Origin of the sequence: Actinotignum timonense (genome assembly GCF_900155575.1) — a bacterium.
Taxonomy (GTDB): Bacteria; Actinomycetota; Actinomycetes; order Actinomycetales; family Actinomycetaceae; genus Actinotignum; species Actinotignum timonense.
Window position 1 is genome coordinate 1,712,888 of the sequence record NZ_LT706966.1, and the last position, 15,458, is coordinate 1,728,345.

11 protein-coding genes and 1 pseudogene are annotated in these 15,458 nt (G+C 61.6%); 10 read left to right on the forward strand and 2 right to left on the reverse strand.

Translation table 11 applies throughout. The annotated features are described in order from the left end of the window. Positions 1 to 184: 184 nt before the first annotated feature. A complete protein-coding gene (locus CZ322_RS07270) occupies positions 185 to 1,237 on the forward strand; it encodes a TerC/Alx family metal homeostasis membrane protein (RefSeq protein WP_087070765.1) in 1,053 nt (350 codons plus the stop codon). Positions 1,238 to 1,333: 96 nt separating this feature from the next. On the opposite strand, the gene CZ322_RS07275 is transcribed toward CZ322_RS07270, so the two are convergent. Further along, on the reverse strand, positions 1,334 to 2,308 hold the full coding sequence (locus tag CZ322_RS07275; RefSeq protein ID WP_087070766.1) for a bile acid:sodium symporter family protein: 975 nt from the start codon (positions 2,306 to 2,308) through the stop codon (positions 1,334 to 1,336). A gap of 72 nt (positions 2,309 to 2,380) precedes the next feature. Between CZ322_RS07275 and uvrA the strand changes: the two genes are divergently transcribed. The 9 genes and pseudogenes from uvrA (at position 2,381) to secG (ending at position 14,294) form a co-directional block, all read left to right on the forward strand. Beyond that, a complete protein-coding gene (uvrA, locus tag CZ322_RS07280; RefSeq protein WP_087070767.1) occupies positions 2,381 to 5,224 on the forward strand; it encodes an excinuclease ABC subunit UvrA in 2,844 nt (947 codons plus the stop codon). 6 nt (positions 5,225 to 5,230) lie between these two features. Continuing rightward, positions 5,231 to 7,447 (forward strand): annotated as a pseudogene (uvrC, locus tag CZ322_RS07285) (excinuclease ABC subunit UvrC). A 93-nt stretch (positions 7,448 to 7,540) separates the two neighbouring features. Beyond that, positions 7,541 to 8,488, forward strand: a complete 948-nt coding sequence (gene rapZ, locus CZ322_RS07295; protein WP_026429331.1) for an RNase adapter RapZ — start codon at positions 7,541 to 7,543, stop codon at positions 8,486 to 8,488. Beyond that, positions 8,488 to 9,444: a gluconeogenesis factor YvcK family protein gene (locus tag CZ322_RS07300; protein WP_087070769.1), complete on the forward strand. Its 957-nt coding sequence runs from the start codon at positions 8,488 to 8,490 to the stop codon at positions 9,442 to 9,444. Before rapZ ends, CZ322_RS07300 begins: the two co-directional genes overlap by 1 nt. Positions 9,445 to 9,528: 84 nt before the next feature. After that, complete coding sequence (gene whiA / locus CZ322_RS07305) at positions 9,529 to 10,515, forward strand: DNA-binding protein WhiA (protein ID WP_087070770.1); 987 nt, start codon at positions 9,529 to 9,531, stop codon at positions 10,513 to 10,515. Positions 10,516 to 10,760: 245 nt separating this feature from the next. Further along, positions 10,761 to 11,768, forward strand: a complete 1,008-nt coding sequence (gene gap, locus CZ322_RS07310) for a type I glyceraldehyde-3-phosphate dehydrogenase (RefSeq protein WP_026429334.1) — start codon at positions 10,761 to 10,763, stop codon at positions 11,766 to 11,768. A 75-nt stretch (positions 11,769 to 11,843) separates the two neighbouring features. Beyond that, on the forward strand, positions 11,844 to 13,034 hold the full coding sequence (locus CZ322_RS07315; RefSeq protein ID WP_026429335.1) for a phosphoglycerate kinase: 1,191 nt from the start codon (positions 11,844 to 11,846) through the stop codon (positions 13,032 to 13,034). Further along, positions 13,034 to 13,810, forward strand: coding sequence for a triose-phosphate isomerase (gene tpiA / locus CZ322_RS07320; protein ID WP_026429336.1), 777 nt, complete (start codon positions 13,034 to 13,036; stop codon positions 13,808 to 13,810). Before CZ322_RS07315 ends, tpiA begins: the two co-directional genes overlap by 1 nt. Before the next feature lie 238 nt (positions 13,811 to 14,048). After that, on the forward strand, positions 14,049 to 14,294 hold the full coding sequence (secG, locus tag CZ322_RS07325) for a preprotein translocase subunit SecG (RefSeq protein ID WP_016442760.1): 246 nt from the start codon (positions 14,049 to 14,051) through the stop codon (positions 14,292 to 14,294). A 198-nt stretch (positions 14,295 to 14,492) separates the two neighbouring features. On the opposite strand, the gene CZ322_RS07330 is transcribed toward secG, so the two are convergent. After that, positions 14,493 to 15,434 (reverse strand): glucose-6-phosphate dehydrogenase assembly protein OpcA, encoded by a 942-nt coding sequence (locus tag CZ322_RS07330; protein WP_026429338.1) that lies wholly within the window; start codon positions 15,432 to 15,434, stop codon positions 14,493 to 14,495. Between the last annotated feature and the right edge of the window lie 24 nt (positions 15,435 to 15,458).

The following is a 15,458-nucleotide window of genomic DNA, read 5'->3' on the forward strand; positions in this document are numbered from 1 at the left end:
TATGAAACACGACTCGGCGGTGCTCCCCATCGTGTAAAGTGTGCACTCGTGGAGGGGAGTATTCCCATCAACCACCGATTCGTCAGCACGAGACCCACCCGGGTCGTCCGGATCGGAGACCTGCCGCGGCCGCGCGCCCGGCGGGTGGGGAGAGACCTCCGGTCATTCCATCCGGAGGGTATTTATGCTTTCATACGCCACGGGTGTGCTGCCGTTGACGAGCACGCCCGAGCAGATGTCGGTCCATGTGGCCGAGTGGATTCTGCTTTTCGTCGTCGTTATCGGTATTTTCGCCTTTGATCTGCTGTCCCACGTGCGCAAACCGCACGAGCCCAGCATGAAAGAATCGGCCGGTTTCCTGCTGTTCTACATTTTCCTGGCCGTCTGCCTGGGCGGATACCTGTGGTGGCGCCACGGAGATACCTTCGGATTGCAATTCTTCAGCGTCTGGGGCGTGGAATATTCACTTTCCGTCGATAATATCTTCGTCTTCATTATTATTATGGGTTCCTTCGCGGTTCCCCGTGCCCTCCAGCAAAAAGTGCTGTTCTGGGGCATTGTTATTGCGCTGTGCCTGCGCTTCATTTTCATCGTGCTGGGCAAGGTTATTGTGGAATCCCTGGCCTGGTCCTTCTTCCTCTTCGGTGCCTTCCTGCTGTGGACCGCATTCTCGCAGGTCAAAGAAGGGCTCTCGGAAAGCGAACCGACGGGTGAGGAAGCCGATAACTTCTTCGTACGCCTAGCGCGCCGCACCCTCCCGGTCGCCGAGGATTACCACGGCGACCACTACATCGTGAAGCGCGGCGGCAAGCGCTATATCACCCCGCTGCTGCTGTGCATTATCGCCATCGGCGGGATTGACCTCATGTTTGCCCTCGATTCCATCCCGGCCTCCTTCGGTTTCACCACCGAACCCTTCATTATTTTCGCGGCGAATGCCTTTGCGCTCATGGGCCTGCGCCAGATGTTCTTCCTGGTCGATGGCCTGCTCGAACGCCTCGTGTACCTGCACTTCGGCCTGGCCGCGATCCTCGCCTTCATCGGCTTCAAACTCATTTTTGAAGCCCTGCATCATTACGATATTGCCACCGGCTTCTTCTCCTTCACGCCGCTGAGCTCGCTGCTCGTCATCGTGGTCATTATTGTGGTGACGGTGGTGGCGTCCCTGCTGCGCTCGCGTTCTCTCGCGCGTAAGGAGAAGAACGACGACGACGGCGCAGCTGGCGGCGCCCACTAAGGCGGTGCGTGCCGGTAGCGAGAGGCGCTAGTACTAGCTGATCGGCTGAGTGGCCGTTAATCGGAGCTGCGCCGGGCTCATTGCTGTGGCGGCGCACTAATCGGCGCTGCGCCGCGCCAGGCGGCGCGCCAGAATCGCGCACACAAATATTTGTAGCTGGTGGAAAATAACCACCGGGACGGACAGCGGGGCGACCGTGGCCGGGGAGAATAGTGCCTTGGCCATCGGGAGCCCCGTTGCCAATGATTTCTTCGAACCGCACATGAGCACCACGATGCGATCCTCCACGGTCATGCGGGCCAGGCCCCCGAGCCACCAGGTAATCGAAAGCATGGCGGCTAACAGCACGCAGCACAGGGCGAGCAGGCCGAGGATCGTCCAGAGCGTCACTCCCGCCCAGGCACCTTCCGCGGTGGCATTGAGCACGGAAGACAGCACAATGAGGATAATCGAGGTGTTATCCACCGTGCGCACTAGCCGCGGGTGAGCCCGGAACCAGGTACCCACCCAGGGCTGGAGGCACTGCCCGATAATAAAGGGCAGGAGCAGCTTGAGGAGCACCGAATTAATAGATCCGGCCGAAGCTCCCTCCACGTGAAGGAAAAGCAGCACGAGCAGCGGGGTGAGGAAAATCCCGGCAATATTGGAGACCGTAGCGGAGGTGACGGCAGCGGCCACATTCCCGCGGGCGATGGACACCATCGTGACCGAGGACTGGATGGTAGAAGGCAGTAGCGCCAGGTAGAGGAAACCGAGGGCGAATGCCGGGCCCAGGAAAGGCGCCACCAGGTGCCCGAGGGCGAAACCGAGAAGCGGGAAAATGAGGTAGGTGCACAGGAATACCAGGCCTTGGAGTTTAATATTGCGCAGCCCGGCGAGCACGTCGCGGGTGCGCAGCCGCATTCCGTACACCAGGAAAACGCAGGCCACCGCCAGGTCGGAAACCGTACCCAGGTGTGCCCGGACCGCACTTGGCGCCGGAATAAGAAGCCCGGCGATCATCGCGAGGATAATGCCGGCCACCAGGGGGTCGGGCCGGTAGCGGAGGAGACGTGCTCGGTTACGTGCCATGGGAACCAGCCTAGCGTGAACATTGCACCATCCGGTTATCGAACCTGTGTTCAACCGTGTAAGCTTGGCCGGGTGAGTGATGTTATCCATGTTCAGGGCGCGCGGGAAAATAACCTCCGTAATATCACGGTGGATATTCCCCGCGATCAACTCGTTGTCTTTACCGGGCTTTCGGGATCCGGTAAATCCTCCCTGGCTTTTGACACCATTTTTGCCGAAGGGCAGCGCCGCTACGTGGAATCGCTGAGCTCCTACGCTCGCATGTTCCTCGGCCAGATGGATAAACCGGATGTGGACCTCATCGAAGGGCTCTCCCCGGCGGTCTCCATCGATCAGAAATCCACCAACCGTAACCCGCGCTCCACGGTGGGCACGGTTACGGAAGTCTATGACTACCTGCGTTTACTCTACGCGCGGGCCGGGGTGCAGTACTGCCCGGAATGCGGCGCGAAAATCACCGCCCAAAGTGCCCAGCAAATCGTGGATACCCTCCTCACCTACCCGGAAGGTACCCGTTTCCAGATCCTCGCCCCGGTGGTGCGTGACCGCAAGGGCGAATACGCGGATGTGTTCACGGATCTCGCCCAGGCCGGCTACACCCGCGCGCGGGTCGATAGCGAAGATATCCGCCTGGATAACCCGCCCAGCCTCGATAAGAAACTGCGCCACAGTATCGACGTCGTTGTTGATCGCCTGGTGGTGCGCGAAGGTATCACCAGCCGTCTCACCGATTCGGTAGAACAGGCCCTCGGGCTCTCCTCCGGGCTCATGGTGGTGGAATTCGTGGACGCGGCCGAAGGTGAAGAACGCTCCCGGCGTTTTTCCGAGCACCGTTCCTGCCCGAACGGGCACGCCCTCGCCCTGGAAGAAATCGAACCGCGCACCTTCTCTTTTAACGCGCCCTACGGGGCCTGCCCGGCTTGCGACGGCCTGGGCTCCACCCTGGAAGTGGATCCGGACCTCGTGGTCCCGCATCCGGAGAAAACTCTCCGGGAGGGCGCCATTGCTCCGTGGACGAGCCACCAGGATTTCTTCACCCGCCAGATGGAAGCCCTGGGGGAGGAACTCGGCTTCGATGTGGATACCCCCTGGAAGGACCTGCCCAAGAAAGCGCGGAAGGCCCTCCTGGAAGGCAATAACTACAAGGTCACCGTCAAATACCGCAATCGCTGGGGGCGGGAAAAAACCTATGCCACCGGCTTTGAGGGGGTTCTCGGCTACGTCAAACGCAAGCACGGGGAAACCGAATCCAGCTGGTCAAAGGAACGTTACGAAGGCTATATGCGGGAGATTGCCTGCTCGGCCTGCCACGGCGCCCGCCTCAAGCCCGATGTGCTGGCGGTGCGCATCGGAAACCTCAATATTTTCGAGCTGTGCTCCCTCGCCATCGACGACGCCAAAGCCTTCCTCGACTCCGTGGAACTCGATGCGCGCCAAGCCCAGATCGCCGCGCAGGTACTGCGCGAAATCCAGGTACGGATGGGATTCCTCGTGGATGTGGGGCTGTCCTACCTCACCCTGGCACGGGGTGCCTCCACGCTTTCGGGCGGGGAAGCCCAGCGTATCCGCCTCGCCACCCAGATCGGCTCCGGCCTGGTGGGCGTGCTCTATGTGCTCGACGAACCTTCTATCGGCCTCCACCAGCGCGATAACGAAAAACTCATCGGCACCCTCGTCAAGCTCCGCGACCTGGGGAATACCCTCATCGTCGTCGAACACGATGAAGAAACGATTCGCACCGCCGATTACGTTATTGATATCGGCCCGGGTGCGGGAGAATTCGGAGGGCACGTTGTCTACGCCGGGGACGTTGCGGGCTTGAGTGCTTGCGAAGAATCCGTGACCGGTGCGTATCTATCCGGGAAACGTGCCATAACGACGCCGCAGCAGCGGCGCACTGTTGATCCGCAGCGGAAAATCACGGTGCGGGGCGCCCGGGAAAATAACCTCAAAAACGTGGAGGTGTCTTTCCCCCTCTCTACCTTTATCGCGGTAACCGGGGTGTCCGGCTCCGGGAAATCCACCCTCGTTAACCAGATTCTTTACCGTTCCTTGGCTAACCAGCTCAACGGTGCGCATACCGTTCCGGGGCGCCACCGGGAGGTCACCGGGGCCGGGGAGCTCGATAAGGTCGTGCACGTGGATCAGTCACCCATCGGGCGCACCCCGCGCTCGAATCCGGCCACCTACACCGGGGTATGGGATAAAGTGCGCCAGCTCTTCGCCCAAACCCAGGAGGCGAAGGTGCGCGGCTACGGCCCGGGGCGCTTCTCCTTTAATGTTAAGGGTGGCCGCTGCGAAGCCTGCAAGGGCGATGGCACCGTGAAAATTGAGATGAACTTCCTCCCCGATGTGTATGTGCCCTGCGAGGTCTGTCACGGCACCCGCTACAATCGGGAAACCCTGGAAGTGAAGTACCGCGGGAAGAACGTCTCCGAAGTTCTTAATATGACCATTCACGAGGCAGCGGAATTCTTCGATCCCATCACGAATATCACCCGCTATCTCACCACCCTGGAACGGGTGGGCCTGGGCTACGTGCGTTTGGGGCAATCGGCAACCACGCTTTCCGGCGGGGAAGCCCAGCGTGTCAAGCTCGCTTCGGAATTGCACCGCCGCTCCAGCGGCCGCACTGTTTACATCCTGGATGAGCCCACTACGGGGCTGCATTTTGAGGATATCCGCAAGCTCCTCCTGGTACTGCAATCCCTCGTGGATAAAGGCAATACCGTTATTGTTATCGAGCACAATCTCGATGTCATTAAATGCGCGGATTGGGTAATCGACATGGGGCCGGAAGGAGGCGCCGGCGGGGGCACCGTCGTCGCCACCGGAACCCCGGAACAGATCGCCGCGGTGCCCGAATCCTATACCGGGCAATTCCTCCGCCCCCTCCTGGAGGAGACGAGGAGGTGACCGGCCGTGGCTGATCCACGCAGCTACCGCCCGGCGCCGTCGTCCATTCCCACCGACCCGGGCGTCTACCGTTTCGTGGACGGTGAAGGGCGCATTCTTTACGTCGGGAAAGCGAAGAATCTACGCAACCGGCTCCAGAATTATTTCCAGCCGCCCGAACGCCTCATCCCGCGCATCCGCACCATGGTGCATACCGCCACCAATGTGGTGTGGGTGGTGGTGGGTAGTGAAATCGAGGCCCTCACCCTGGAATACTCCTGGATTAAGGAATTCGAACCGCCCTTCAACGTGATGTTTCGGGATAATAAGTCCTATCCCTACCTGGCGGTTTCCCTGGGGGAGGAGTTCCCGCGCGCCTATATCACCCGGGAAAAGCACCGCAAAGGCACCCTGTACTTCGGGCCGTACACCAAGGTGTGGGCGATCCGGAAAGTGCTGGACGCCCTGCTTCCCGTGTTTACCATGCGCTCGTGCTCCGATGCGGAATTTCGGCGGGGCCAGCGCACCGGGAAACCCTGCTTCAACACCCATATCGGGCTGTGCAACGGAGCCTGCGCCGGGCTGGTGAGCGCGGCGGAGAATCGCGCCGTCGCCGAAGAATTCGTAAAATTCATGGAATCGGACGGCAGCGATTTTATTCGCGCCCGCACCGCGGAGATGAAAAAAGCAGCTGCCGTGGAAGATTTTGAACGGGCCGCGAAACTACGCGATGAAATCACCGCGATGAAAACCGCAACCGAACGCAATGTTGTGGTCTTCGATTCCAATCTCAACGCCGATATTATCGGGCTGGAATCCGATGAAATTGATGCCTCGGTCCAGATTTTTTACGTGCGCGGCGGTAGAATCCGCGGACAGCGCGGCTGGGTGACGGAAACCGAAGGTACCGAACCGGCCGATATTATTAACGCGCTGCTCCTCCATATTTACGGCAATCCCGAATATGACTCCTATCGTGGGGTGGGGACCCAGGGGGACCGCACCGTGCGGGCCGGAACCTCCGTTGATGATCGGGACCACGTACCGCCCGGGGCCATCCCGGGGGAGATTTGGGTGCCGGTTTTCCCCTCGGATCGGGCCGGGCTGGAACGCTGGCTCGCCCAGCGGCGCGGCGGGCCGGTCCACCTGAAACGCCCCCAGCGCGGTCCCAAAGCCCAGCTGGCGGATACCGTGCACGCGAATGCCAAGCAGGCTTTTGACCGTAACAAGCTGGCGCGGGCCGCCGATATAACAGTGCGTTCCCAAGCCCTGGAAGAACTGCGCATCGGCCTGGATTTGGATCGCGCCCCGCTGCGCATCGAAGGCTACGATATTTCCCATACCCAGGGCCATCAGCAGGTTGGCTCCATGGTGGTTTTCGAAGACGGCCTGAAGAAAACCTCCGATTACCGGCATTTCATCGTGCGCGGGCCGGAAGGCCAGGGGGCCCGTGATGATACCGCCGCGATGGACGAAGTGCTGCGCCGCCGGCTGCGCCGTTTGAACGACGACGCCGCGCACGCCGCCGATGCCGGCGGCGTGGAAGACGCAGGCGCACCCACCGCTGCCCCGCGCCGTTTCGCCTACNCCTACCCTCTTCCCCTCCACGACCCTCTCCCGACTTGCTGGGTGCCTCAAAGGCTGTCTCTTATACCCACCTAGAGGTGTAAAAGAGACAGTGATGATCCCGCCGCGATGGACGAAGTGCTGCGCCGCCGGCTGCGCCGTTTGAACGACGACGCCGCGCACGCCGCCGATGCCGGCGGCGTGGAAGACGCAGGCGCACCCACCGCTGCCCCGCGCCGTTTCGCCTACCGCCCCGACCTCCTCGTGGTGGACGGTGGGCTCCCGCAAGTCAATGCCGCCCAGCGGGTGGTTGATGAGCTCGGCGCCGATGTGCGGGTGGTGGGCCTGGCCAAACGCCTGGAAGAAGTGTGGATTCCAGGGGAGGAGTTCCCGGTTATTTTCCCGCGTACCTCGCCCGCGCTGCGCCTGCTCCAGCAACTACGCGATGAATCGCATCGCTTCGCCATTACTTTCCACCGCAAGAAACGCGGTCAGGCGATGACCCGCTCCGCGCTCGACGCCATCCCCGGGCTGGGGCCAGCCAAGCAAAAGAAATTGCTGAGTGCGCTCGGCTCGGTCAAAAGGATCCGGGAGTCCAGTATCGAGGAACTCACCAAAGTGCCGGGCATCGGCCCGGTGCTCGCGGCAGCCATTAAGGAAGCACTGGGTGAAGAATAACGGGTTGGCCTCGCGCAAACTGGACGCGGCGGGCCGTTAAGGAAGCATTGCCGGAGGAGTAGCGGGGCGCGTACGTTGTGGCATGATGGAGATATGAGTGACACGCGTGACATCAACGATACTTCCCGTATCCCCGCCATTGTTCCGGCCGCTGATTGCAGCACGGAACTACCGCCGGCCAACGTCCCGGAGATCATTATTGTGACGGGGATGTCCGGCGCGGGGCGCTCCCGAGCGGCTGCCACCCTGGAGGACCTCGGCTGGTACGTGGTAGATAACCTCCCGCCGCGCCTGCTCAGCGCCCTGGCCGGGCTGCTCTCCGGAAACGGGAAAGTGACCCGGATGGCCGCGGTGGTGGATGTGCGCTCCCGGGAATTCTTCGCTGAGCTCCTGGAAGTCCTCACCGATCTCACGAATAGTGGTATTAATTACCGCATTATCTTCCTGGATGCCGATGATGCCTCGCTGGTACGCCGCTACGAAAGCGTGCGCCGGCCCCACCCGCTCCAGGGCCACGGCCGGCTTTACGACGGCATTACCGCGGAACGTAAACTCCTCGCGGATCTGCGCAGCCGCGCCGATTCCGTGATCGATACGTCCCGCCTTTCCGTCCACGATCTTTCCCGGAAAATCCGCCACCTCGTGGGCGAAACCTCCGGAACAGAAGCCACCCGCGTCACGGTTATGTCCTTCGGCTTCAAATACGGCCTGCCGCTGGACGCGGATAATGTGGCCGATGTGCGCTTCCTGCCCAATCCCTACTGGATTTCCGAGCTGCGCCACCTGAGTGGCCACGATGAACCGGTAGCTCATTTCGTGCTGGAGCAGGACGGCGCGGAAGCTTTTGTGCGCGAGTACTCCCACCTCATCCACACCATCCTGGCCGGCTACGCCCGTGAACTCAAACCCTTCACCACCATTGCCATTGGCTGCACCGGCGGGAAACACCGCTCGGTGGCCATCGCGGAAGCGGTATCCGAAGCACTGCGGGCGGCCGGGCACTCAGTGCGCACCATCCACCGTGATTTGGGGCGCGAATAATGGGCGGGCGCGGTAGTCGCGGCCCGCGCGTCGTCGCCCTCGGGGGCGGTCACGGCCTGTATGCCTCACTTTCGGCCCTGCGACTCATCACCCAAAACATCACCGCCGTGGTCACCGTTGCGGACGACGGCGGCTCCTCGGGGCGCTTACGCGATGAGTTCAACGTGATTCCGCCCGGAGATTTGCGCATGGCGCTGTCTGCCTTATGTGACGACGGCGAATGGGGCCAGACCTGGCGCGACGTCCTGCAATATCGTTTCTCCTCCGAAGGCCCCCTCAACGGGCACGCCATGGGGAACCTCCTTATTGTTTCCATGTGGGAACAATTGGGGAGCACGGTTTCCGGCCTCGACTGGGTGGGCCAGCTGCTGCGCATTGACGGGCGGGTGCTGCCCATGTCACCCATCCCGCTGGAAATCGAAGCACGGGTCATTGATGAGGAAGACGGCCCCCAGCTCTACCGCGGTCAGGTGGCGGTGGCAACGGCCCGCGGCAAAGTGGAGCACGTCAGCCTCATTCCGGAGAATCCTCCCGCCCAGCCCGAAGCAATCGCCGCTATTGACGAAGCCGATTGGATCGTATTCGGGCCGGGTTCCTGGTACACCTCTGTTATTCCCCACCTCATGGTTCCCGATCTGCACGCGGCCCTGGTGCGCTCCCCGGCCCGCCGGGTCCTCGCCCTCAATCTGCGTACCGAGCGCGAAACCTGGGGGATGAGCGCCGCGGACCATATCCGTTCCTTCGCCCGCCACGCCCCTGATCTGCGCATTGACGTGGTGGTGGCCGATCCGCGCAGCGTGGACGATATCGGTGAAGTAGCCGCGGAAGCCGAAGGCATCGGGGCCACTCTCATGCTGCGACAGGTTAGAATGGGCGATAATCGCGCACGTCACGATGCGCTACGTTTGGCCGCTGCCTATCGGGATGCCTTCGAAGGCGTCATAGGAGATTCCTAAATCGGAAGCTCCCGCACGGGGAAGAATCCACAACCGGGATATTCCCCGGTCAGCAGCGGTCCCACCATCGAAGGAAGGGGAGTCGTGTCCGCGTTAACACGTACGGTGAAAGATGAGCTAGCCACCGTTACGCCGGCCTCGCTTTCCGCCGCTCTGGCTGAACTCACCGCGATGTTCCGGTACGGCGGGGGATTGGCCGTGCGTTCGCGCACCCTGGAACTGGTGGCCGAAGTGGGCCACCGCCCCACCGCGCAGCGCCTGTGGGAACTGGTGCGCCAGCTGTTCTCCGTGGAACCCGAACTTCTCTCGGTCTCCTCGCAGATGCGCCAGGGCCAGCGTTTCCTGGTGCGTTCCTCGGAAAACACCGAGCGCATCGCGGTGAAACTTGGGCTCCTGGATGCGCACGGCCGGCCGGTACGCGGGCTTCCACCCGCGGTGGTGGGAGGCTCGAAAGCCGATGCGGGAGCTGCTTGGCGCGGAGCTTTCCTGGCGCGCGGCACGCTCATGGAACCCGGGCGCAATGCTTCCCTGGAGATTATTTGCCCGCGCCTCGAGGCGGCCTACGCACTGGGCGGGCTGGCCCGCCGCCTCGATATTCCCTACCGGGTACGCGAATCGCGCGGGGCCCACCGGATCGATATCCGCGGGGGAGAAGCGATCTCCGATATGCTCACCCGCATGGGCGCCAATGACGCCGTGCTGCGCTGGGAAGAATTACGTGTGGAACGGGAAGTCCACGGCACGGTTAACCGTCTTGCTAATTTCGACGACGCAAATATGCGCCGCAGTGCCGATGCCGCTGTTATCGCGGTGATTCGGGTCAAGCGAGCTTTTGAAATTCTCGGCACGGATGTGCCGGAGAATTTGCGGGCGGCTGGCGAAGCGCGTATCGCCCACCCGGAAGATTCCCTCAACCTGCTCGGGGAGCAACTCACCCCGCGCGCCACGAAAGATGCGGTGGCCGGGCGCTTGCGTCGGCTGAATTCCATGGCGGATAAACGGGCCAAGGAGCTGGGCATTCCGGACACGATGGCCGCAGTGCGGGCGGCAGGGCACACGGCCATGTCCTAACGCGCGGTAGCGCGTTCGCCGTCGTCGAAAAATAGAACAGTCAAAAATGGGACTAAGGGCGTGTTATGCCGTTCTCAAGTTTCGCTCTGTGCCAAAGCTCGCAAGCTCCTTCCAACTGGCATTAGCCCCAGCCGAACGTGACCGGTAGAATAGTGAGTGGTTCCGAGAGAAGTTCTCGGACGGACTTCTCAAAGACAAGAAGTCGAGTTGGAAACGCGCTAGCTGGCGCGTGAGGAGGATAAAGAGTGACTGTACGCGTTGCTATTAACGGCTTCGGCCGTATTGGTCGTGCCGCTGTCCGCGCAGCCCTCGCCGAGGGTGCGGATTTCGAGATCGTCGCGGTCAATGACCTGACCGATATCAAGACTCTCGCCCACCTGCTGAAGTATGACACCGCCGGCGGCCGCCTCCCCGTGGAGATTGAAGCAACCGAAGATGGATTCGTGCTCGACGGCAAGAAGATTAAGGTTCTTGCTGAAAAGGATCCGGCCAACCTCCCGTGGAAGGAACTCGAGGTTGATATCGTTCTCGAGTGCACCGGCCGCTTCCGCACCGGTGAAGCCTGCCAGGCTCATATCGAAGCCGGCGCTAAGAAGGTTCTTATTTCCGCCCCGGCGAAGGGTGAAGATGCCACCTTCGTTATCGGCGTGAACTCCGATCAGTACGATCCGGCCAAGCACAATATTATTTCCAACGCTTCCTGCACCACGAACTGCCTCGCCCCGGTGGCGAAGGTCCTCGTGGACAAGTTCGGCGTCAAGAAGGGTCTCATGACCACGATCCACGCTTACACCGCGGATCAGAACCTGCAGGACGGCCCCCACAAGGATCTGCGTCGCGCCCGCGCGGCCGCGCAGAACATGGTCCCCACCACCACCGGTGCGGCCAAGGCCGTGGCTCTGGTTCTCCCCGAACTCAAGGGCAAGCTCGATGGTTACGCCGTGCGCGTCCCCACCATCACCGGCTCCCTCACGGACCTCACCTTCGAAGCTGAGAAGTCCGATGTCACCGTGGAAGAAATCAACGCCGCGATGAAGGAAGCCTCCGAAGGCGCTCTCAAGGGCACCCTCGCTTACACCGAGGATCCCATCGTTTCTTCGGACATCATCGGTGATCACCACCAGTCCATCTTCGATGCCGGCCTCACCAAGGTGATGGACGGCCAGGTCAAGATCGGCGCTTGGTACGACAACGAATACGGCTACGCCGCTTCCCTCGTGAAGCTTGCCAACCTCGTTGCGAGCAAGCTCTAAAGATCAAGCGATGAGCTGATGTGAAGCCCGTGCGTGCGCTAGCGCGCACGGGCTTCCCTACGCGAAAGGAAAAATATGAGGACTATTGAATCGCTCGGTGACCTCACCGGCAAGAAGGTTTTTGTTCGTTCCGATTTCAACGTTCCGCTGGACGGGGATCGCATCACCGATGACGGCCGTATCCGCGCCGCGCTGCCCACCATTAAGCGTCTCCTCGACGCCAAGGCGAAGGTCATCGTTTCCGCGCACCTGGGCCGCCCCAAGGGCGAGCCGAAGCCGGAATTCTCCCTCGCTCCGGTAGCCAAGCGCCTGGGTGAACTGCTCGGCCGTGAGGTCCCCCTCGCGGAGGACACCGTGGGCCCGGACGCCAAGGCCAAGATCGAGGCCCTGAACGACGGCGACATCGTGCTGCTCCAGAACGTGCGTTACGACAAGCGCGAAGACTCGAAGGTCGATGCTGACCGCGAAGCTCTCGCCAAGGAATACGCCGCGCTGGCCGATGTGTTCGTTTCCGACGGTTTCGGTGTGGTGCACCGCAAGCAGGCCTCGGTTTACGATATTGCGAAGCTGCTGCCTTCGGCCGCCGGTGAGCTTGTTGCCAAGGAAATTAATTCGCTGTCCAAGGCCACCGCGGATCCGGAGCGCCCCTACACCGTGGTGCTGGGTGGCTCCAAGGTGTCCGATAAGATCGGCGTGATTGAGAACCTCTTGGACAAGGCTGATGTTCTCCTTATCGGTGGCGGCATGGCCTTCACCTTCCTGCGCGCTAAGGGTTATGAGATCGGTTCCTCGCTGTGCGAAGATGACCAGATCGAGAAGGCCCGCGAGTACCTGGAGACCGCGTCCAATAAGGGCGTGGAGCTGCTCCTGCCGGTAGACGTCGTCGTCGCTGATAAGTTCGATAAGGACGCTGAGTCCGAAATCGTTTCCGCTTCCGATATGCCCGCCAACGGCATGGGCCTGGATATCGGGCCGGAAACCGTGGCCGAATACGCGGAGAAGATCGCTTCCTCGAAGACGATCGTCTGGAACGGCCCCATGGGCGTCTTCGAATTCCCGGCCTTCGCCGAGGGCACGAAGGGCGTTGCCCAGGCCATGCAGGATGCCGAAGGCTTCACCATCGTTGGTGGCGGTGACTCCGCGGCGGCCGTGCGCATCCTCGGCTTCGACGAAGAGAAGTTCAACCACATTTCCACCGGCGGTGGCGCTTCCCTCGAATTCCTCGAGGGTAAGACCCTGCCCGGTATCGCTGTTCTGGAGGATTAATGGCACGCACCCCCCTGATGGCGGGTAACTGGAAGATGAATATGGATCATCTTGAGGCTACCCACCTTGTCCAAAAAGTCGCGTGGACCCTGGACGACGCCGGTTTCACCTACGGTGATGTGGATGTGGCGGTTTTCGCCCCCTACACTGATCTGCGTTCCATCCAGACCCTGTGCGAATCGGATGAGCTGCGCATCGCCTACGGTGCCCAGGATGTCTCCGTGCATGACGAAGGCGCCTACACCGGCGAAATCTCTACCTCGATGCTTTCCAAGCTCGGGTGCAGCTACGTCATCGTGGGCCATTCGGAACGGCGCGCCTACCACGGCGAAAGCAATGAACTCATCGGCCAGAAGGCACAGAAGGTTCTTGGCGCTGGCATGACGCCTATCGTCTGCTGCGGTGAAGAACTTGAGGTGCGCAAGGAAGGCCGGCACGTGGAGTACGTCGTCTCCCAGATTGACGAACTCTTCGCAGGTTTCCAGGCCGCGGATATCGCCAAGCTCGTGATCGCCTACGAGCCCATCTGGGCTATTGGCACCGGCGAAGTAGCCACCCCGGAAGACGCCCAGGAAGTCTGCGGCGCTATCCGGGCCCGTATCGAAGAAACCTTCGGTGCGGATGCGGCTGCCGCGGTTCGTATCCAGTACGGCGGATCGGTCAAGGCTGCTAACGTCCAGGAAATCATGGCCCAGCCTGATGTTGACGGTGCCCTCGTGGGCGGCGCCAGCCTCAAGGCGGAAGAATTCGCGAAGATCGTGATGTTCCGCGGCTAAGGCCACACCGGCTAGAGCCGGAATCCATACCGGCTCATGGCTTAGCTACGGGCTGGGAGCGAAAGCTCTGGCCCTACCGGTTGGTACCGGTTAGCTGTTGATACCGGTTAGCTCCGGCGTGCGGGGTGGGATTCTTCCCACCCCGCACGTTTTATTTCCCGCAGCCCGGTTCCACCAGGTACACTAACCAAGGACTCTATTACTCTCCGGGTGCACGAAGCACTCGAAAGGACTGGAAATGAAAGCTTTGCTCATTACCTGCGAAGTGCTTATGCTCATCACCAGCATCTTCCTCACGCTCTCCATCTTGCTGCACAAAGGCAAGGGCGGCGGAATCTCCGATATGTTCGGTGGCGGCATTTCCACGTCCATGCGTTCCTCCGGCGTAGCCGAACGCAACCTCAACCGCATCACCGTGGTGCTTGCCCTCATTTGGGGAATTTCCATTATCCTCATCGGCCTCATCGTCAAGGTCGGCATCTAAGCCCTCAGAGTTTTCACGAGGCGTCAATATAGGTCTTAAACAGCGGGGCCGGTACGTAAATGATGACGTACCGGCCCTGTTTCCTGCCCTAGATGCTACGCGCCGTATGCCGCAGTGCTACCCGTGGCTACAGTCTCTGCGTTCGCGGGAGCTTTCACATCCACATCCGCGGGAGACTCCATACCCGCATCCGGGGGACTACACATCCACATCCGCGGGGGAGTAGTCGAGCAGAGGGAGTCCCTTGGTGAGGACCTCGCCGTAGGCGGTATCGGGATTGAGGTCGCGCAGATCCTCGATGAGCATCGCTTCAAGGCTGCGCACCGGCAAAGATACTTCCTGGGGAGCCCGGCCTGGGCGCAGCATCATGCCGTGATCATTGCCCGGGGTGCGATGCAGGCTGAGAGCTGCGCCGTCGTTCAAGAAAATCTCCACGCCGGTAATCGGAGCGCCCTCCTGCGGTTCAATCTCCACCGGAACATCCAGGCGCAACCGCAGCCACGCGGCGAGCAAGAAAAGCGAGGAACGGTGCGGGCGCCCCCATACCTTCGCGCCGGTAATGGTGCGGCCCGGGAATTCATCGACCATGGAAGCGATGTAATTGCGCCACAGGGTGGTGCCCGCCCAGCCCAGGTCGGTATCCCCGGGAACGTAATTGGCGGAAAGATGCTGGAGCGCCAGGGCTGGGTGATCGGCGGTGCGGGTGGTGGTGATGCGGCGCTGCGCGATGCGGCCGGCCGCGGTCGCCGCCGGGTTTTCCGGCATATTCTGAATCCACCACGTCACCACGGGAGTATCGGGGAGCAGCAGCGGGGTCACCAGGGTATCCACATTCTCCGCGGCACCCGCGTGGGCGCGCAAAATAACGATCTCGGAAGCGCCGGCCTCGGATCCGGTGCGGATTTCCGCATCGAGGCGCGCGGTTTCCCCAGCCACGGGAAGCACCGCGATAATCCGCGAAGGGTGGGCGCGGGAGGCCCCGGCTGCCGCCTCGAGGGCATCGCGCACCCCGCCCTCGGTATGCGCCACAATAATGAGCGTGAGGACCCTCCCGAGGGCTCCCACCCCGGAAGTTCCGCGCAATTGATCAAGCTGCTGGCCCACCTGGGCGGACGTGGTATCGGCAATATGGTTAATCATGAAGCTTCCTCGGATCTTTCAGGT